Source organism: Acidobacteriota bacterium (assembly GCA_018268895.1).
Taxonomy (GTDB): domain Bacteria; phylum Acidobacteriota; class Terriglobia; order Terriglobales; family Acidobacteriaceae; genus Edaphobacter.
In genome coordinates this window covers 499274-517316 of record JAFDVP010000012.1, presented here as the reverse complement: position 1 = coordinate 517316, position 18043 = coordinate 499274, and the positions used below count along the sequence as shown (strand labels likewise).

16 protein-coding genes and 1 tRNA gene are annotated in these 18043 nt (G+C 58.7%); 13 read left to right on the top strand and 4 right to left on the bottom strand.

Translation table 11 applies throughout. The features are described from left to right. Window positions 1–51: 51 nt before the first annotated feature. Window positions 52–972, top strand: a complete 921-nt coding sequence (locus JSS95_15700) for a hypothetical protein (protein ID MBS1801256.1) — start codon at window positions 52–54, stop codon at window positions 970–972. A gap of 35 nt (window positions 973–1007) precedes the next feature. Next, window positions 1008–1271 (top strand): hypothetical protein, encoded by a 264-nt coding sequence (locus tag JSS95_15695; GenBank protein ID MBS1801255.1) that lies wholly within the window; start codon window positions 1008–1010, stop codon window positions 1269–1271. 68 nt (window positions 1272–1339) lie between these two features. On the opposite strand, the gene JSS95_15690 is transcribed toward JSS95_15695, so the two are convergent. Beyond that, complete coding sequence (locus JSS95_15690) at window positions 1340–2257, bottom strand: hypothetical protein (GenBank protein MBS1801254.1); 918 nt, start codon at window positions 2255–2257, stop codon at window positions 1340–1342. 110 nt (window positions 2258–2367) lie between these two features. Here JSS95_15690 and JSS95_15685 point away from each other — a divergent pair, with 110 nt between their 5' ends. The 3 genes from JSS95_15685 (at window position 2368) to JSS95_15675 (ending at window position 6645) form a co-directional block, all read left to right on the top strand. Further along, window positions 2368–3762: a HAMP domain-containing histidine kinase gene (locus JSS95_15685; GenBank protein ID MBS1801253.1), complete on the top strand. Its 1395-nt coding sequence runs from the start codon at window positions 2368–2370 to the stop codon at window positions 3760–3762. 85 nt (window positions 3763–3847) lie between these two features. Next, window positions 3848–6088: a S9 family peptidase gene (locus tag JSS95_15680; GenBank protein MBS1801252.1), complete on the top strand. Its 2241-nt coding sequence runs from the start codon at window positions 3848–3850 to the stop codon at window positions 6086–6088. Beyond that, a complete protein-coding gene (locus JSS95_15675) occupies window positions 6088–6645 on the top strand; it encodes a RecX family transcriptional regulator (GenBank protein MBS1801251.1) in 558 nt (185 codons plus the stop codon). Before JSS95_15680 ends, JSS95_15675 begins: the two co-directional genes overlap by 1 nt. Before the next feature lie 8 nt (window positions 6646–6653). On the opposite strand, the gene JSS95_15670 is transcribed toward JSS95_15675, so the two are convergent. Continuing rightward, window positions 6654–6845, bottom strand: coding sequence for a hypothetical protein (locus JSS95_15670; GenBank protein MBS1801250.1), 192 nt, complete (start codon window positions 6843–6845; stop codon window positions 6654–6656). A gap of 69 nt (window positions 6846–6914) precedes the next feature. Here JSS95_15670 and JSS95_15665 point away from each other — a divergent pair, with 69 nt between their 5' ends. The 7 genes from JSS95_15665 (at window position 6915) to JSS95_15635 (ending at window position 15366) form a co-directional block, all read left to right on the top strand. Then, a complete protein-coding gene (locus tag JSS95_15665; protein MBS1801249.1) occupies window positions 6915–7832 on the top strand; it encodes a hypothetical protein in 918 nt (305 codons plus the stop codon). A gap of 115 nt (window positions 7833–7947) precedes the next feature. Further along, the gene (alaS, locus tag JSS95_15660; protein MBS1801248.1) at window positions 7948–10626 is read left to right on the top strand and encodes an alanine--tRNA ligase; all 2679 of its coding nucleotides are present in this window, start codon (window positions 7948–7950) and stop codon (window positions 10624–10626) included. 219 nt (window positions 10627–10845) lie between these two features. After that, the gene (locus JSS95_15655) at window positions 10846–13011 is read left to right on the top strand and encodes an N-acetylmuramoyl-L-alanine amidase (GenBank protein MBS1801247.1); all 2166 of its coding nucleotides are present in this window, start codon (window positions 10846–10848) and stop codon (window positions 13009–13011) included. Window positions 13012–13135: 124 nt separating this feature from the next. After that, window positions 13136–14266, top strand: a complete 1131-nt coding sequence (locus JSS95_15650) for a hypothetical protein (GenBank protein ID MBS1801246.1) — start codon at window positions 13136–13138, stop codon at window positions 14264–14266. A 446-nt stretch (window positions 14267–14712) separates the two neighbouring features. Beyond that, window positions 14713–14850 (top strand): hypothetical protein, encoded by a 138-nt coding sequence (locus tag JSS95_15645; protein ID MBS1801245.1) that lies wholly within the window; start codon window positions 14713–14715, stop codon window positions 14848–14850. 95 nt (window positions 14851–14945) lie between these two features. Then, the gene (locus JSS95_15640) at window positions 14946–15218 is read left to right on the top strand and encodes an oxidative damage protection protein (GenBank protein MBS1801244.1); all 273 of its coding nucleotides are present in this window, start codon (window positions 14946–14948) and stop codon (window positions 15216–15218) included. Window positions 15219–15289: 71 nt separating this feature from the next. After that, window positions 15290–15366: transfer RNA gene (locus JSS95_15635), tRNA-Pro, on the top strand. 225 nt (window positions 15367–15591) lie between these two features. Here the strand turns inward: JSS95_15635 and JSS95_15630 are convergent. Both JSS95_15630 and JSS95_15625 read right to left on the bottom strand, forming a co-directional pair. Continuing rightward, complete coding sequence (locus JSS95_15630) at window positions 15592–16611, bottom strand: tyrosine-type recombinase/integrase (protein MBS1801243.1); 1020 nt, start codon at window positions 16609–16611, stop codon at window positions 15592–15594. Window positions 16612–16624: 13 nt separating this feature from the next. After that, window positions 16625–16840, bottom strand: coding sequence for a helix-turn-helix domain-containing protein (locus JSS95_15625; GenBank protein MBS1801242.1), 216 nt, complete (start codon window positions 16838–16840; stop codon window positions 16625–16627). 294 nt (window positions 16841–17134) lie between these two features. Here JSS95_15625 and JSS95_15620 point away from each other — a divergent pair, with 294 nt between their 5' ends. Beyond that, window positions 17135–18037 carry a LysR family transcriptional regulator gene (locus tag JSS95_15620; protein MBS1801241.1) on the top strand — a complete coding sequence of 301 codons (903 nt, stop codon included), beginning with the start codon at window positions 17135–17137 and terminating at the stop codon, window positions 18035–18037. The last annotated feature ends 6 nt before the right edge of the window (window positions 18038–18043 follow it).

Below are 18043 nucleotides of genomic sequence, written 5' to 3'. Positions count from 1 at the left end.
GAAACCGATGCGGTGATGGCAGCGTCGAAGGCTGCGGCCGTTAGCTCCGGCATGAGCGGGGCCGCTGGACCGGTCTCCAGTTCGGGGCCGCATATCGCCGGCTGCCCCATTTTTCCCGCGGACAACGTGTGGAACACGCCGATCGATACCCTCAAGAAGGACAAGCACTCCGACGACTATATTCAGCGGATGGGGCCAGCACTTCCGCTGCGGCCAAACTTCGGGTCAGACCCGGCAAACGGCATCCCGATCACCATCGTCAAGCCGAACCGCCCGCGCCTTCCGATCACGTTTCTGTATGGAGATGAGAGCGACCCCGGCCACTATCCAACACCTGAAGGCGCCCTGATGGAAGGGGGATGGAATTCGCCGGAAGACTCCGACAGGCATGTGATCATGATCGACGAAGGGCGCTGCATGTTGACCGAACTTGGCGGCGTAGTGAAGCAGAAGAACGGTAGCTGGGCAGCCGGCGCCGGCATCAAGATGGACCTGACCAGCAATGCGCTGCGAGGGGACGGCAAGACCTCGACGGACGCCGCTGGCATGGCGGTTCTCCCCGGACTTCTTCGCTACGATGAGGTTGCGGCGGGAGAGGTAAAGCACGCAATCCGGTTCACAACGCCGAAGACGCAGCGAGCGTATGTCTGGCCTGCGCGGCACTTCGCATCGAGGCTGAACGATCCGAGCTATCCTCCCATGGGGCAGCGATTCCGACTAAGGGCCGATTTCGATATCTCGAAGTTCTCCAAAGAGAACCAGATCATTCTCAAAGGCCTGAAGAAGTACGGGATGTTTCTGACGGATAACGGCGGGCCGTGGTTTATCATCGGCGAGCCGGACAAGCGTTGGAGCGATAGCGACCTGAACAAGCTGAGGGCCGTGAAGGGCGAAGACTTCGAGGCGGTGGACGAATCGGACTGGCAGATGCACGCCGATTCCGGACGCGTCGATCCAATGGCCTTGCGCTAACGGGCGTGTGATATTTTGAGCGGCAGGAGAAGGAAATGGCTTACAGCGAAAGCTATACGTGTGATGTATGCGGCGCAAAGAAGGAGACGGAAGGCTGGTGGCTAGCCTGGGTGGACTGCTTTCCCGGACAGCGCCCCGAGGAAGATCAACCGCTGATCAAGCTCACACGGTGGCAGACATTTCACGCGCACTCCGATGGGGTCAAGCACCTGTGCGGTGCAAGGTGTGCGGGTACGTTGATGGACCGCTGGATGATGGGCCAGCATGCTGACCCGGACGCTCACTGCGAGACAAAGTAAATAGCTTTCAGGACAGCGATGCCGCCTCGATTGAGGCGGCATCGCTGTCCTGGTTCATTTTCATGGGGCTAAGGTTTTTTAGGCGGGGTGGAAGGGGGCTGCTTGTTGTCCTGCGGCGCCTTGTTGTTGGTAATGTCCTCGCCGTTGTAGATGATGCGGCTGGTGGCGTGGAACTGCTTGTAGTCGGTGTAGCGCACGATGTTGCGCATGTGAATGTCCTGGCTCAGCGAGCCGTTCGCAGCGGGAAAGTGTAGCGTGCCCTCAGCTTTGGTGTAGGTGGGGAACCAGTATTTGCCGTCGACCTGTTCGTAATAGGTGGTGAAGGGCGGTTGCAGGTCTTCGTGGCCGCGCCTCATGTCCTGCGGAACTGTCTTTCCATTAATAAGGACGATCTGATAGTCCTGCTGATCGACCCAGACCTTGCCTTCAAAATAGCGCTTGCCCTTCTCTAAAGTTTTTGGGCCTGCGGAGAAGACGTAGGTGTCGAGGTCGTCGACCTTCTGGCGGCCCAGGTACGTGATGTCGTACTGCGGCATCTCCTCGGCGGTGAGGACGAAGGGCAGCCGGTGCTGGATCTCCTCCATATCGGCAGGGGTCATGATGACGCGCTCGAGCGTGTTCTGAGGAGCGAAGACAACGTGCTCCTCGCGCCTTCCCTGTTTGTCGAAGGTGATATCGGTGACCTGCTGATATTCGCCGTCGGGGCGGTTGTTCTCCTCGGAGATGGTTTGGATCTTCACGCTCTGGCGAAAGATGTAGTTCTGCCGCGCTTGGTTGAAGGCGCTTTCGCGCTCACCGAACTTTTTGATGATCTCGTCGACGGTGATGCCGGTGGGGGGCGAGGGATCCAGCCTCCCGAATCCGGCCGGATCGTTGTCGGCTGCGTACAGATTCAGGACACCAGAGAAGGCAAACACCGGCGCCGCCGATAGCGTTATCAACGAGGCAGCCACAAGACCGCGGATCAGTTTCGAGGAGTGTTTCATGATGTATGCGCGCTCCATACGAGGGGTCTCCGGCTTGTCCCGTTCAAAGAGGTTGCAAAGCTCCCGGCCCTTCTACAAGATAGACGCTTTCAGGGCAGGTTTGGTTGATCTTGGGGAAAGTCACGGGTACGCGGGTAACGGAGACGAAGATGATGGGCAGCGCGATACGGATACACGGAATTTATGCCGCAGTCGTGTTGGCGTTGCTGGGGGTGATCTGGATCCTGTTCCGGAACCTGGCGAGATGGAGAACCGCTTATCGGCGCGAACGCCGCGGCCGCGAAGAGATGGAGTCTTATACACGCATGGATGTACGCCTGGGGCGCGATACCGACCTGCGCGCCCTGGCGGAGAGGGTGTGCGGCGTTGTGTCGTCCCGGAGCCCTTTTAAGCGGGTCGCCATGCTGGCCCGCGATGCCGATGGGCGGCTATATCTCTCAGCCAGTATGGGAATGAATGCAGCGACGACAGCTGCAGTTGAGCAATGGGCCTCCCGTGTTGTGGAAGCGGAACAGCGCGGCGAAGAAGGTCCGGTCGATGGTGTAAGGCTGGGAGCGAAGAGCATGGCGGTCCGGCTGAGCGACTGCGGGGACCTGGCGGTGGTGGTTCCATTTTCCGCTGTGAGCGGGACGATGTCAGGTGCGCTGGTGGTATGTGCCGCGAGCGTGTTGAACGTCCAGCGGAGGGCAGCCGAGGAGGCCGTCGTCGCTCTCGAGGCGTTAGGGGTAAAGCTTTCAAGGGCGTTGGAAGATGTCGAGCTGATAAACCGTCTGCTTCGCGCAGAGAAGCTGGCGGGTCTGGGGTTGCTCGCTGGGGGGATTGCTCATTCGCTGAATAACCCGTTGATGACGGTGATGGGCTCCGCAGAGCTGATTGGGGAGACGTCGGGCGAGAAGCGGACATGCCACCATGCTGAAACTATCCTGCATGAAGCCAGGAAGATGCAGGAGACAGTCGAGGGCCTGCTGAACTTCTGGCGGCCTTCGGTCCTGCGCGACGAGTCGGTAGACATTCCTGCGCTGGTTCAAGGGCTTGGAGAGGAGTGCCGGCCGAAACTGGCTGAGCTTGGCATCAAGCTGACCATGCAGCTTGGCGCAGAGACTCCCGCGGTGCGAGGGAATCGCGACCGTCTGCGGCTTGTGATGGAGCATCTGTTGAACAACGCAGTTCAGGCGATTGCGAAGGCACGGGAGACCTCAGCTGCGCGGGAGGAAGACGCCATTCGCCTGACGGCGGGCTTCGATGGGCGAACAGTTCAGATCGTCGTGAGCGATACGGGGACAGGTTTTCGTGAACCCGGGCGAGTCTTCGATCCGTTCTATACGACACAGGGGCCGGTGCAGGGCAGCGGGCTAGGGCTCAGTATCTGCTATGGAATTGTGCGCGAGCATGGTGGCGAGGTCAGTGCGTTCAATCTGCATCCCGCGGGTGCGGCGATTGTTATCGAGCTTCCATTCGCGGAGGTGATGACGGGGCAGGCAGTCGTGATCGGCGAGGTCGCCTGAGAGGAACTGCGAAGGTTCCCGCCTGCGTATCCAGGAGGAATAGACGGTCTTCAGTGGGGTAGACTGGCGCGGGAGAGTCGGTGCGATGAAGATATACACGGCCGCAGTTGCCGCGGGGCTTCTGCTCTGGGGGTGTCAACGACAGAGCGAAGCGCATTCCGTTGATCTTTCGGGTGCAACCTCAGCAGTTGGTCTGCAAGGAGTGAGCGGGGCGGGGCATCGCCCGATGACCTTCGCGGACCTGCAGAAGATCAAGCGCCTGGGCGATCCGCAGATCTCGCCAAGCGGCAGGTGGGTGATGTTCTCTACCGTGGATGTGGACCTGAAGGCCAACACAAAGACCACGCATCTCTGGGTTGTTTCCGCCAAGGGAGGACCTGAGAGACAGCTCACCTTGGGGAAGGAAGGAGAGACGAACGGCAGGTTTTCTCCGGACGGCAGGCAAGTGCTGTTTGTATCTTCCGACGGCGGTAGTTCGTCGCAGATTTATCTGGCGGACTGGAACGATGTTGAGGGAAAGTTAAGCGCTCCCCGTCAGCTAACGCGTGTGAGCACAGAGGCCGATGGCGCGGTCTGGTCTCCAGATTCGAAGCAAATCATGTTTGTTTCGCGGGTCTACCCGGAGTGCAGTGATGAGACGGCGTGGGCCGAGGAGGATGGCTGCAATCAACGCAAGGACGCTGCCGCGGCGAAGAGTCAGGTGAAGGCGATGGTGTTCGACCACCTGCTATTCCGTCACTGGAACAACTATGTGGGCCCAAAGCGCAGCCATATCCTGGTCGTCAATGCGATGGATGGCTATGCCGTGAGGGATCTGACACCGCGCAGGAACATTGCAGATGCGGAGGCCCCGGTCTTCTCGCTAGGCGGTCCCATCGGTTATGCGTGGTCGCCGGACTCAAAAGAGATTGCTTATGTGACCAACCTTGATACGGTTCCGGCCGTGAGCACGGGGAACGACGTCTTCACACTGCGTCTGGATGAAAAGAGCGCGAAGCCGATACGCGTATCGACGAGCCCTGGCAGCGATGATGCGCCGGCGTACTCTCCCGACGGGCGTTGGCTGGCGTTTCGTTCACAGCGCCGTGCTGGGTATGAGAGCGACAGGTTCCGGCTCGTTGTGGTCGATCGCCAGAAGAAGGCGGAAGAGCCGCGAGAGCTGTTGCCGCGATTCGATAACTGGGTCGATGAGTTTGCCTGGGCCCCGAACTCCAAAACGATCTACTTCGTCAGCGGCGAGATGGGCGATGCCAACGTTCTGTCAGTCGGCGTCGATCTGCCCGAGGCAACGGCGATTGCGAACATGGCGGATTATGGAGAGTTGCAGGTCTCCCGCGATGGACGCATGATTGTCACATCGATGATGACGGTGCGCAGTCCGGTGGCGATCTCGGTCATTCCTCTGGATGCTATGGGACATGGCGGTGCCCAGGTGGTGCGGCTGACGCATATGAACGATGCGTTGCTCGACCAGCTTAACCTTCCGAAGATGGAGAGCTTCATGTTTCCGGGGGCGGAGAATGCGACCGTAGAAGGATTTCTGATCAGGCCTCCGGGGTTCGACGCAAAGAAAAAATATCCGGTGAAATTCCTGATTCATGGCGGCCCGCAGGGGGCATGGGGCAACTCCTGGAGCTACAGGTGGAACCCGGAACTGATGGCTGCGTCGGGATATGTCGTCGTGATGGTGAATCCTCGCGGTTCGACCGGCTACGGACAGGCATTTGTCGATGGCGTGAATGGCGACTGGGGAGGGAAGCCCTACATCGACCTGATGAAGGGGATGGACTACGTCGAGCAACATTACAGCTTCATCGACAAGACGCGCGAGTGCGCGCTCGGCGCCAGCTACGGCGGCTACATGGCCAACTGGATTCTGACGCACACGGACCGCTTTGCCTGCATCGTGACGCACGATGGCATGTTCAACCCGCAATCGGCCTATGGAACGACGGAAGAGCTGTGGTTCAACGAGTGGGAGTTCCGCGCGCCGGGCGACAAGGAACCAGGCCAGCCGTGGAGATACGCTGATCGGCCCATCGCAGCGGACCCATTTCGCAAGTGGTCGCCGATGCTGTCGATTACAAATGCCCGGACGCCAACCCTTGTCATCCACGGTCAGCGCGACTACAGGCTCGACGTGAGTGAAGGCTTTCAACTGTTCACGTCGCTGCAACGTATCGGCGTGGCTTCGCGAATGCTCTACTTCCCCGATGAGGGGCACTGGGTATTGAAGCCACAGAACTCCGAGCGCTGGTATAACGAGGTTGGAGACTGGTGCGACAGGTGGACACACACCAATAAGTACGCTGGAATGACTCCATAATGGCGTTCTCCCGACCGAAGAAGAAAGAGCCGCTGGGAGAAGAGGCCCTGTTCGACTATGCGGTTGGCGCATTGGCGCGGAAGATGCGCACGGTTCGCGATCTCAAGCGGCTGATGCGCGCTCGCGCGGAAGAAGGCGAGGCGGGCGAGCGGGCGATGGACCGCATCGTCGTCCGGCTAAAAGAACTGAAGTATCTGAGCGATACGCGTTTTGCCGCCGACTATGCGCGGCTGCGTAAAGAGAACGAGAAGTTCGGACGCAGGCGTGTGCAGCAGGGGCTGGTGCAGAAGGGCATCCACAAAGATCTGGTTGCATCGACGCTGGCGAAGACCTACGACGATGTCGATGAGGTAGCGCTCGCTCGTGAATACATCGCCCGCAAGCGCATGAAGCAGCCCGAAGGGGACGACGCGAAGAAGCAGGCAGCGCGGGTGATGGGCAGGCTGATGCGCGCGGGGTTTTCGGCGGCGGCGATCTTCAAAGTGCTCAAGGCGTGGGATGTCGAGGTGGAAGAAGAGGCGCTGGACGATGACGGCGATATCGCATCCGGCGAGTAGGCTATGCGCTAGACGGAGCGCAGGACGCGCCCTGGCAGGGAAAAGAGCGTGGCAATCAAGTCGAAGGTTCCTCCCACGACAATGCCGACCAGCCTGAATGGCAGCAGAATAAGCCAGATCAGCGGATAGAGTATGACGGCTGCAATAGCTAGCGGCCAGCAGGTGACGAGCAGCAGACAGAAGAGGATCAGCTTGAGCATCGGGTGTTCTCTCCGTTCGAGAATACGCTTGGCGGCAGCGAAAAGTTCCGCCGGTGGGATGATGGTGAGATGACGTTGCCTGCAGGTGACTTAGAACGGATCGTTGCTGTGGACTGGTCGGGGCGCGTGGATGCGGCCGGGCAAAAGCGCCATATATGGGCCGGAATCTGGACTGCGGGAAGCATCACGCTTGAGGCAGGCCGCACGCGCGCCAAGCTGGCGGACTGGCTGATCGAGCTAGCACGTGAGACTCCGCGCATGATCGTGAGCCTCGACTGCTGCTTCAGCTTTCCTGCGTGGTTTCTGCGCGAGCATGGGTGTACGACGGTCTTCGAATTCTGGAAGAAGGTCGCCGATGGACAAGGCGAGCGCTGGTTGTCGCGGCAGTGCGAGGAGGTGGCCCGCGACGCGCGGTTCTGGGGAGCACCGCACAAGCGCCCGGAGGAATTCTGCGGAAAAAACCTCCATCGGTCGATGCGGCTGACCGACATGGACAACAAGATCACGCCGAAGATGTTGGCAGGCGACCCTGAACGGGCAGCGAAGGTGCGTGGTATCACACCTAAGTCGCCATTTCAGATTGGCGGTTCTGGCAGTGTCGGGACCGGAAGCCTGCGGGCGATGCCGTTTCTGCTGAAGCTGCATGAAGCAGGATTTCGCGTGTGGCCATTCGAGTCGTCGCGCATCGCAGGCGCGAAGCCGCAGCCGCTGCTCGTGGAGATGTACACGAGACTGATGACGGGAGCCGTGAAGAAGAGCAACGCCGAGGCGCGAAAGATTTATCTCGCGACACGGAAGAAGACGGATGCAGCGTATGCGAACCTTTCCCGTGCTGTGATTGCAAAGGCACTCGCAAGCGAGGACGCCTTCGATGCTCTGGTGAGCTGTCTGGAGATGGTGCGGCACCGAAGCCAGTTTTCTAGCCTGAAGGCGACGAAAGATGAGATGCTTCGGCTCGAAGGGGTTACGTGGCGCCCTGGAATGTAGCAGCGAGCCTTACTGAGCGTTAGTCGCCGGCAAGGTTTCCCTATCTGCGCCGCCCCGCGTAAGCACAGCTTTACGGAGACGGCAGCGGCGTCTCCGGCTGATAGACTTAAACACTATGAACTACAGGTCTGGAAGCCAGATTCGCGAAGATTTTCTGCGGTTTTTTGAAGGCAAGGGGCACCGGAGAGTGCACTCGTCGTCGCTTGTCCCGGCGAACGATCCTACGCTGCTGTTTACCAATGCAGGCATGAACCAGTTCAAGGACGTGTTCCTCGGCCTGGAGAAGCGCGACTACACGCGCGCGACGACGTCGCAGAAGTGCGTCCGCGCCGGCGGCAAGCACAACGACCTTGAGAACGTCGGTTTCACGCGCCGTCACCACACCTTCTTCGAGATGCTGGGTAACTTCAGCTTCGGCGATTACTTCAAGAAGGACGCCATCGCCTATGCGTGGGAACTGCTGACCTCGAAGGAGTGGTTCGGCATCGACCCGGCAAGGCTCTACGTGACCATCTTCGAGGGCGACGACGCTGTTCCGCGCGACTCCGAGGCGTATCAATACTGGCTCGATGTGGGAGTCCCGGCCGGCCGCATCTTCGAGCTTGGCGCGAAGGACAATTTCTGGGCGATGGGCGATACCGGCCCGTGCGGCCCCTGTAGCGAGATCTACTACGACCTCGGCGTTGAGGCTTCGGAGTTTGGCAAGGACCTGCCCTTTGGCGAAGACGAGCAGCGTTACGTCGAGATATGGAACCTGGTCTTCATGCAGTTTGATCGCACGGTGACGCCGAGCGGGCCGCTGCTGACGCCGCTGCCGAAGCCCTCCATCGATACCGGCATGGGGCTTGAACGTATTGCCTGCGTTCTGCAGGGAGTGTTGTCGAACTTCGAGACAGATTTGTTCACTCCTTTAATTAAGAGGGCGGAGCAGCTTACCGGGCACAAGGTCGAGTCCGACCACGAGATCGATGCGCGTTCGCAGGCATCGCTGCGTATCATCGCCGACCACTCGCGCGCGGCGACGTTCCTGATCTCGGACGGTGTGCTCCCTGCGAACGAAGGCCGTGGCTACGTACTGCGCAAGATCATGCGCCGCGGCATCCGTCACGGACGTCTCCTTGGGCAGGAGAAGCCCTTCATGCACGAGATGGTCTACGCCGTGCGCGACGAGATGAGCGCGGCGTACCCGGAGCTGAAGGAGTCCGCCGATCGCGTGGCGAAGGTCGTGTTGGCGGAGGAGCAGCAGTTTGCTCGCACGCTGGAGCTAGGCCTGCGGCAGATGAATGAAGCGACGCTGCGCTCGGGCGCGGCGGCGTTCCACCTGTACGAGACCTTCGGTATGCCGCTGGACTTCATGGTTGATGCTGCGCGCGACGCGGGGATTGCCTTCGACATGGAGGGTTTCGAGCAGGCGCGTGCGGAGGAGCAGGCGCGGGCGCGTGCCTCCTGGAAGGGCGGTTCGCAGAAGACTGCGGCGCCTGTCTATCGCGAGTTGGCGAAGACGGAGTTTGAGGGCTACTCGTCGCTAAAGGTCGAGGGCGCGAAGGTGCTGGCGCTGGTGAAGGATGGCGAAGGTGTTCCCGCGCTAAAGCCTGGCGAGCGAGGCGAGGTGGTTCTCGACGCGACGAGCTTCTACGCGGACTCCGGCGGACAGGTGGGCGACATCGGCTGGCTCTACTCGGACGATCACAACACGGTCGTCGCCGACGTGCTTGGCGCGAGCAAGCCGGTGCAGGGAGTGTTTGCGCACAAGGTGAAGGCGCGTGAGACGCTGGCCGTGGGCGATACGGTCGACACAGTGGTCAACGCTGACAATCGCCGCGCGACCGAGCGCAACCACACGGGAACACACCTTCTTCATGCAGCACTGCGCGAGGTGCTGGGCAAGCACGTGAAGCAGGCAGGATCGCTGAATGACGCGACGCGGCTGCGGTTCGACTTCTCGCACTTTACCGGCGTCGCTGACGAGGAGATGCAGCAAGTCGAGGACATCGTGAACAGCCAGGTGCTGGCGAACACGAAGGTCGAGACGATGGTCGATGTTCCGATCGACGTTGCGGTCAACGAGCTTGGAGCGATGGCGCTCTTCGGCGAAAAATACGGCGACCGCGTTCGCGTGGTGAAGATCGGCGGCTTTTCGACCGAGCTCTGCGGCGGTACGCATACTGGCGCAACCGGCGAAATTGGCCTGTTGAAGCTGGTGGGCGAGAGCTCGGTGTCTTCCGGCGTCCGCCGCGTCGAGGCAGTTAGCGGCACCGGAGCTCTCTCGGAGTTCCGTCGTGGCTTCGATGTCGCTCGTGTTGTTGGATCGCTGGTGGGTGGCGTGAATGAGTCTCCAGCGGACGCGCTAAAACATAGGATCGCCGCGCAGGAAGAAGAGATGAAGAAGCTGCGCCGCGAGTTGGAGCAGATGCGGATGAAGTCCGCCTCGGCTGCTGTCTCCGATGCAGCGTCTGCTGCGGTCGAGGTGAAGGGCGTGAAGGTGCTTGCTCAGCGCGTGGACGCTCTCGACAAGAGCCAGATGCGCAACCTTGTCGATGAGCTTCGCGGCAAGCTGGGCTCGGGCGTTGTTGTTCTCGGCGCTGCAAACGATGGCAAGGTCTCGCTGATCGTTGGCGTTACAAAAGACCTCACGGGCAAGGTGCAGGCCGGCAAGATCGTCGGGCAGATTGCCGCCATGGTTGGTGGCAAGGGTGGCGGACGGCCTGATCTGGCTGAAGCTGGAGGAAGCGAACCGGGCGCACTTGACGGCGCGTTGGGCAAATCGGCCTCGGTGGTCGAGAGTCTTCTATAGCAAACACTTCAACATGTCTGTGAATCAGTAAGGCGGAGAGCATGACTCTCCGTCTTATTGATTGTGGTCGAGCAAGTTGCAGTATGTTTGCGGGGAGTATCGCGGGGAGTACCTGCAACGTTTTCACAGCCACCACGCGTGTGTGGAACTCTTAAACTGGCACTGATGGCTGTATGCAACAAAGTGCGGAGTCTTGGGGTGTGGTGCGCCATCTGCGCCATGGGCCTGAGCTGTGCGAGCGCAGCCGCAGCAACTCCGTCGAAGCCGAGAAGTTCCGCAGCACAAAAGAGAGTTGTGCAAGTTTCGCCGTGGCAGGCAGCGACTGAAGGCCGTGAAAAGCTGGAAGCCATCGCACCAGGTAAACGTACGCGTGCGGATTACGATCGCGCACTGGATGGCTACCGCGCTATCTATCATGACACGCCACAGAGCAAATACGCGGCCGCGGCCGTCAATGCTGTGGCCGAGCTGCTTGCCGAGCAAGGCCGCGATCTGAGCGATGCAAAGAGTCTAAAAGCTGCGATCGGGCAGTACGAGTTTCTGCGGATGCAGTATCCCGGAAGCTCGCTGCGCGTAAGCGCTCTGCTGGCGCAGGGGCAGATCTATGAGAACGACCTGCACGATGCGGCAGCCGCGAAGGAGCGTTACTCGCTTCTGCTGAAGCAGCACCCGCGCAGCACCCAGGCAGAAGAAGCGAAGGCAGGTCTTGCATCGCTTGATCGCGGCGCGAGTGAAAAGGTTGTATCGCGAACCCGGCCGGCAGACCCCAAGGAGCGGCGAGTCCAGCCACAGATGACCATCACTCCACGCTCAGCGTCTGAGGCTGATGCTCGAAAGAGTTCCGGCGCGAGTGTTTCGACAGCAGTAGCCGCACCGGCCGAAGATACGCCGCAGACTTCTTTATCGCAGCAGCCGGTCGCGCATGTTGCAAAGGCGGCAAGCGGGAAGCGCAGCGGTCTGGCGCAGGTTACGGGGATACGTCACTGGTCAACCCCGAACTACACTCGTGTCGCCATTGATCTCGGCGACGATGTGACCTATGAAGCTGCACGTGTGCCTAACCCCGATCGCATCTACTTCGACCTGCACGGAACCCGTCTGGCACAGGCCCTGGTGGGCAAGAATTTTTCCGTCACCGACGACGGCTTCCTGAAGAGAATTCGCGCCGCACAGTTTTCCAACGACATGACGCGCGTCGTGCTGGATGTAAGCGACGTCACCGAGTACTCGGCGTTCCTGCTGCCCAATCCTTACCGGCTTATCATCGACATCCATGGCAGCAACCCGGCGGCGCAGGTCGCCGCAAATCAGAGCGCGGATACACCTTCCGATGCGCGCACGCAGAACGCCACTTCCAAGGCTCCGGCTCCACGCACGGCCCCGCAGCAGACGACGACCTCCCGGAGTCCGGTTCCCAACGCTGTAGCGACCAGCAACGCCGGAACTGCAACTGAGGTTGCCGAGGTCAGCGCTCAACCTGGACGCGAAGACGCAACCAGCGTCCCCACATCGCGGCCCATCGCGGTTGTTCCCGGCGGACGGCCGCAGGCGACGAGGAGCAGCGCCGCTTCGGCGGCTTCCTCGCATCGCAAATCCGATGCCAGTCCGGCAACGCCGGCTCGCGCGGCAGTCCCGACAGCCGATGGGCAGACATCGCTGGTGCGCGCTCTCGGATTGAAGATCGGGCGCATCGTCATCGATGCCGGTCACGGCGGGCATGACTCCGGAACGATCGGCGTCAATGGCTTGGAGGAGAAAGAGGTTGTGCTCGACGTCGCTCTACGTCTGGGAAGGCTGCTGCACGACCGGCTTGGTGCGGAGATCATCTACACCCGTTCGGACGACACGTTTATCCCGCTTGAGACAAGAACGGCGATCGCCAATAAGGCACAGGCCGACCTGTTCCTTTCGATTCACGCGAACTCATCAAGCGATCCCTCGGCCAGGGGAGTCGAGACGTATTACCTGAACTTCACCTCGCAGCCGGATGCCCTTGAGGTGGCCGCGCGCGAAAATGCCGTGAGCGACCAGTCGATCCACCAACTGAGCGATCTGGTGAAGAAGATCGCCCTCAAGGAAAAGATCGACGAATCGCGTGAGTTTGCCTCCGATGTCGAATCGAGCCTATATGCAGGTTTGCAGCACGGTAACGCAGGCTTGAAGAACCGTGGAGTGAAGAAGGCCCCATTCGTCGTGCTGATCGGCGCGAATATGCCGTCCATTCTTGCTGAGATCTCCTTTATCACCAACCCCAAAGACGCCGAACAGCTGCGCCAGTCCGAGTACAGGCAGAGGGTAGCCGAGAGCCTGTACAAAGGAGTTGCGAAATATCAGGGTGGCCTGAGTGCGACAAAGGTTCCGGTTGAAAGGGCCAGCACAAAGTAGGCTCGTCTCTCGTCAAAACCTGTCAGTGATGCTGTGACCGGCGAACTCGCGGAGTTCGATCGTGCTGGTGTAATCTGGCCTTTAGCAGGGCAGGTGCTTTATGGTGCAGCGAAGGTCTCTTCTATTGACGCGCCAACTGGTATTGACACTGGTTGCGGGCATAGCGGTTACAGGTTACGGGCAGGATACGAAGACAACGCTGGTGGAACCTCCCGCGCCTCTGCTTCCGCAACAGGTTGGCGAATGGGCGCGGCAGCCTGATAGTCCCTCGCCTGCGGTGACAGACGCCAAGGCAGACCCAAAGACCGATATCGTTCTTACCGAAGATGGCCTGAAGCGCGAAGAGCATGGAGTCTATCGTGCAGGCAGCACAGGCCCCTCAGTCACCGTGACGGCAAGGCAGTTTGTCGACGCAACCGGAGCTCATGCAGCCTACAGCTTCTATCAGCGGCCGGGTTCGAGCTATCGCGGCGTAGGGCTGGGTAACGAGACGAGCGCAGGTGCGGAAGGCTATCTCTTCCGCAGCGGCACCAGCTTAGTTGAAGCCCGTGGAATGCGTGGGGCTAAAACCGAGTCTCTGCTGTCGGCGATTGAAGCCCGGCTGCCAAAGGTTGCTGGCCCTAAGGGGCTTCCTCCTCAGCTCCCCACCTACCTCCCTGAAAAAGGGCTGGAACGCGAGTCGGTAAAGTATGCGTTGGGGCCAGTGAGCTACGAGACGATGGGCGGTGTACTGCCGGGCGCGATTCTCGGCTTCGATAAGGCGGCTGAGGCGATTACCGCGAAATATGTCGGCAAGGGATTGCTGACGATGCTGCTGTACCCTACACCGCAGATCGCCGGCGACCGGCTACGCGCCATTGAAGATGAGGTGCACAAGCACGGCTCATCCGATGGAACGGTCGTGCTGCGCCGCGAAGGACCCCTGGTCCTGATGACCTCAGGGGCCTGGCAACTCACTGAGGCAAAAGCTTTGCTGGAAGGCATTCATCCGAGGACGGAAGTCACCTGGAACAAGCAGATGCCTCTCGAATTTCACGCCGAGGTCAGAAAGACGTACAGCCTGCTCTCCAGCATCGCGATCTTCTGCGGTTTCGGGGCACTGGGCGCGATTGTGCTTGGCATCTCTCTAGGGGCAGGACGTGCGGCGATCCGGGTTATGCAAGGTAAGCCGGCGGCCGCCGAGCCGGAATTCCTTCGTATCGATCTGAGCGGTAGTCCGGCTGCCATTCATACCGACGGATCCGGACAACGATAATTAGGTGCTACAAATCATCCTGCTGCCTCGGTTGGCGGGGAAACCTGCACTCCGCATGGTGCAAATGAAAAGCTAACCACATGATTCAATGATGGTTTAACGATTACGCGGGTACTGAAAAGCGAATAAAAAGAGAAATTTGATTACTATGTTATTGATATGGTTAACATCTTAAGTATAGATAATGCTGTGGTTTACGGGGATGACCTTTAAGCCTTGACACACCATTTTGCCAAACATAGTATTTCGCCAGAAAGTTCTGATGGCTTTGCCTCCGTTGGAACTATTCTCCCTAAAGAAAAGGCTGCCCTGTTGCCGGGCGGCCTTTTCACGTTCAGGAGTGAAATGCCGAAGAACCAGAGGGCATGTTACGAAAGAGAACCGACGAGCGCGTGACTGCATGATTTGTTCCGCGTATGACGCCGATCAAGTGAGTGTCGGGAGAGATGACTCTCCGCGAAAAGAGACTCGCGATGGTTCACACGTTGATCGTGCTTTTGTTGTTCGTGGCGCTGTTTGTCTCTCCTTGCCTTGTAGCCGCCACCGTTGACCTTGAAGAGGAAGAAAACAACTATCCGGAGTGAACCGTATCGCCTCCGTTGGATGTGTGCCTTGCCTGTGGAGCGGCGATCGATAGCTCGTCGTAGAATGGAGAGGTTGGAAGGAGTTCGACGAGCGAATGGCGCATATGGTGTTTTGCACGAAGTACAAGGCGGAGATGGAGGGGCTCGACGAGCCGCCCTTCGACTCCGATTTCGGCCAGAAGATCTACAAGAACGTATCGAAGAAGGCATGGGGTGAGTGGGTCGAGCGCCAGAAGATGCTGCTGAACGAGTACCGCCTTCAGCCCTGGACCCGCGAAGCGCAGGAGTTCCTGGTCGAACAGATGAACGAGTTCTTCTTTGGTGAGGGTGGTGCGTTGCCCAAGGAATACGTACCGCCTGCGCAGTAAGTCTGCTCGGTGTACACTAAGTACTGCAACAAAACCCCGCCGCAGTCTGCTTGGGCTGCGCGCAAAAAAGTCGGGACGTGGCTCAGCCTGGTAGAGCGCACCCTTGGGGTGGGTGAGGTCGCTAGTTCGAATCTAGTCGTCCCGACCATTTACCTCAACAACTTAGCCTCATCGGAACCTGAGTTTGGGGCCAACTGTGGGTCCAATCTGGGTCCAAGCGGTTTCTGCCTCTTTGGTCTGTACTGCTTCTCCTTGCCAGTTATCAAGGACACGATGGTGTCCTGAGCGGCCCGTTTGTCTGCAGTGACAGCTTTTGCGTAGATGCCTAAGGTCATCATCGGTGAAGAGTGACGTAACAGATCCTGCGTTGTCTTCACCGATGCACCGGAAGAGTGGAGCAAGGTGCCAGAGTTCGTCGAAAGCTGTGCCATCCGATTGTTTTGGTAATCCCGGCGCGCGCTGCTGCAGGTCGTACATGTCGTTTGAGAACCGCATCGGGCCAGTATGGCTTTTTGCCAAGTGCCAGCGGACTCGCGAATATCCAGTCCGTCGGTTTGGAATACTCAGCTTTTTGTCGCCATCCTTTAAGAGCAGTTGCTAACTCCTTGGACAGAGGCAATGGACGTCGGGACGCCAGTGTCTTTGGTGGCCCTTCGACCTGATCAACCAACGACCGCACAACATGCATCTCTGCTTCGGCAAAATCGATGTCTTCCCACTTCAACCCAAACAACTCGCCTCGACGAAGACCCGTGACAGCCGCAAGGAGAATCAAAGAGGCGAAAGGGTCGTGCAATTCCTTCAAAAGAGCGGCCAACTCAAAAGGTTCAAGGACGATCTGCTCCTGCTGAGGGAGGGAGCTTTGCCGGACGAGTCGAATAGGATTTCGTGCCATCCATTCGTAACGCATCGCGTGCTGAAAGAGCACTCCCATGACACCCTTCGTCTTAGCCCGGGAACCGGGAGCTCCAGGTTGCCGATTCAGCCAGTCCTCAACTGCGATGGGCTTTATATCCTTCAGTCGCTGCTCTCCCCATTTTGGGGAAATGATGTCCACCAACTGATGGGCATAAACCTGCTTGGTTCGAGTGCTCTTCTTGTTGCTGTCGGCGAGTTCGGTTCTCCGAAAATGCTCAATGAGCTCATTCACTTTCATAGAGCCCAAACTTCCACATCCCGTTTCTACATTGATCTCCAGCCGCAGCCCCTCAACTGCTTTGAGGGCGTCGGCTTTAGTAGGAAGATCGGATTTCGATCCCACGATCTGCTTCCGTCGGGAAAAGTGGCCGCGATGATCTTTCTCGCGCCAGCGATAAATCCAAACCGGAGAACCCTTACTTCTGCGTTCAGTTGTCAAATAACCTTGCTGATAGCGTGCTCGTTGTAAGTTCATGTGCCTTCTCCTTTTAGGGTTGGGCGACACGAACGGCACTGTCAGTGTGGAGGTTTGTTTGCCAGTAATCAAGTTCTGATTTGCGGAATTTTACTTTTCTGCCCAATTTTCGATGCGGAATTTTTCCTTCCCTGGCCCACCTGAGGACAGTCACAGGATGAATTCCGAGGAGTTCCCCGGCTTCGACCGCCGAAATCAGCGGCTCAAATGTAAAGGTATCTGCCAGCATTTCTATTCACCGGATTTGGAGTTTGTCGAGCACCAACAGATCAGAAACTACTGATAAATCACTCGACGGACCGATGCTTATTCGGATAGATCAATTCGTTTGCGGCAATGATTCCGAATCTCGATGTTCGCCAACGGCAGGATCAGCGAGCGCCAGCTCCAAGCTTGGGGAGATCCGAGTGAATCCACTTACATGTAAATCTCAATGCAGCTGGGTCAGAATTATTGCCCTAGGTGCAATGATCTGCTCGAAAAAGCAATAATCGTTCCTTTCTTTCTCGCTTACGTTGAGCGAGTGCAGACGGAGATCGAGCTACGGCAGATGCGGTACTTCCTTGCCGTGGCCGAGGAACGCAGTTTTACAAGAGCTGCCAAACGGTGCCATGTAGCGCAGTCATCTCTGTGGCGACAGGTTCGCGCTGTGGAGGTCAGTCTTGAGGCACAGCTCTTCGAGCGTCTTCCGCGAGAGGTTCGGCTGACCCAGGCGGGAAGGATCTTCGAGAAAGAGGCGAACAAAACGTTGGAGCACAGCCGCCGCGCGGTATCGCTGGTTCATGCACTGAATCGCGAGAAAGAGCAGAAGCTACGAATCGGTCTTTCGACTCTTTGCAATCTTCCTCGTATAAGGACCCTTGTTGAAGCGGCACAAAAGGCATCAGAGCCAGTGGCAGTGGAGTGTGTCACCATCTATACGCCAGAACTATTGCTGGCTCTGCATCGCGGCAGGCTGGATCTAGCCGTCGTGGACCTTCCGCTCAGGAGCCGTGGCATAGCTTTCCATCCAATTCTCTCTGAAGCATTGATCGCGGTCCTTCCCAAGAGCCATCCACTGGTGCAAAGACCCATGGTCAGACTCTTCGAGCTAAAGAAGGAGCAGATCGTAATGGTTTCGCGACAGATCGATCCGGGTGCAGTCAGCACAGAGGCGATGCTCTTGAAGACAGGGATCGAAGCCTCATCCATTTTGCCGGTCGCCAGTCTGATCGAGTTGCTGGATCACGTACCTGCTCATCGCAGTATCGGGCTGATGCGAAGCTCTGCAGGCCGCATGAAGCGAGACGATGTGCTGTACAAGCCTCTCGCCGATTCCATCCAGCTTGAGACCGCGATTGCATGGAGAACCGAGAATCGCAGTTCGCAGATATTGTCTTTCCGGGATGCCATGATTGCGTTCGGACAACGGTCGGCAAATGGCTAGCTGACA

Bases quoted from the DNA above. Each gene is read 5' to 3' on its own strand.
- JSS95_15700 (MBS1801256.1), top strand. From the start codon at position 52: ATGAGCGGGGCCGCTGGACCGGTCTCCAGTTCGGGGCCGCATATCGCC.
- JSS95_15695 (MBS1801255.1), top strand. From the start codon at position 1,008: ATGGCTTACAGCGAAAGCTATACGTGTGATGTATGCGGCGCAAAGAAG.
- JSS95_15690 (MBS1801254.1), bottom strand. From the start codon at position 2,257: ATGAAACACTCCTCGAAACTGATCCGCGGTCTTGTGGCTGCCTCGTTG.
- JSS95_15680 (MBS1801252.1), top strand. From the start codon at position 3,848: ATGAAGATATACACGGCCGCAGTTGCCGCGGGGCTTCTGCTCTGGGGG.
- JSS95_15675 (MBS1801251.1), top strand. From the start codon at position 6,088: ATGGCGTTCTCCCGACCGAAGAAGAAAGAGCCGCTGGGAGAAGAGGCC.
- JSS95_15670 (MBS1801250.1), bottom strand. From the start codon at position 6,845: ATGCTCAAGCTGATCCTCTTCTGTCTGCTGCTCGTCACCTGCTGGCCG.
- JSS95_15665 (MBS1801249.1), top strand. From the start codon at position 6,915: ATGACGTTGCCTGCAGGTGACTTAGAACGGATCGTTGCTGTGGACTGG.
- alaS (MBS1801248.1), top strand. From the start codon at position 7,948: ATGAACTACAGGTCTGGAAGCCAGATTCGCGAAGATTTTCTGCGGTTT.
- JSS95_15655 (MBS1801247.1), top strand. From the start codon at position 10,846: ATGGGCCTGAGCTGTGCGAGCGCAGCCGCAGCAACTCCGTCGAAGCCG.
- JSS95_15645 (MBS1801245.1), top strand. From the start codon at position 14,713: ATGACTCTCCGCGAAAAGAGACTCGCGATGGTTCACACGTTGATCGTG.
- JSS95_15640 (MBS1801244.1), top strand. From the start codon at position 14,946: ATGGCGCATATGGTGTTTTGCACGAAGTACAAGGCGGAGATGGAGGGG.
- JSS95_15630 (MBS1801243.1), bottom strand. From the start codon at position 16,611: ATGAACTTACAACGAGCACGCTATCAGCAAGGTTATTTGACAACTGAA.
- JSS95_15625 (MBS1801242.1), bottom strand. From the start codon at position 16,840: ATGCTGGCAGATACCTTTACATTTGAGCCGCTGATTTCGGCGGTCGAA.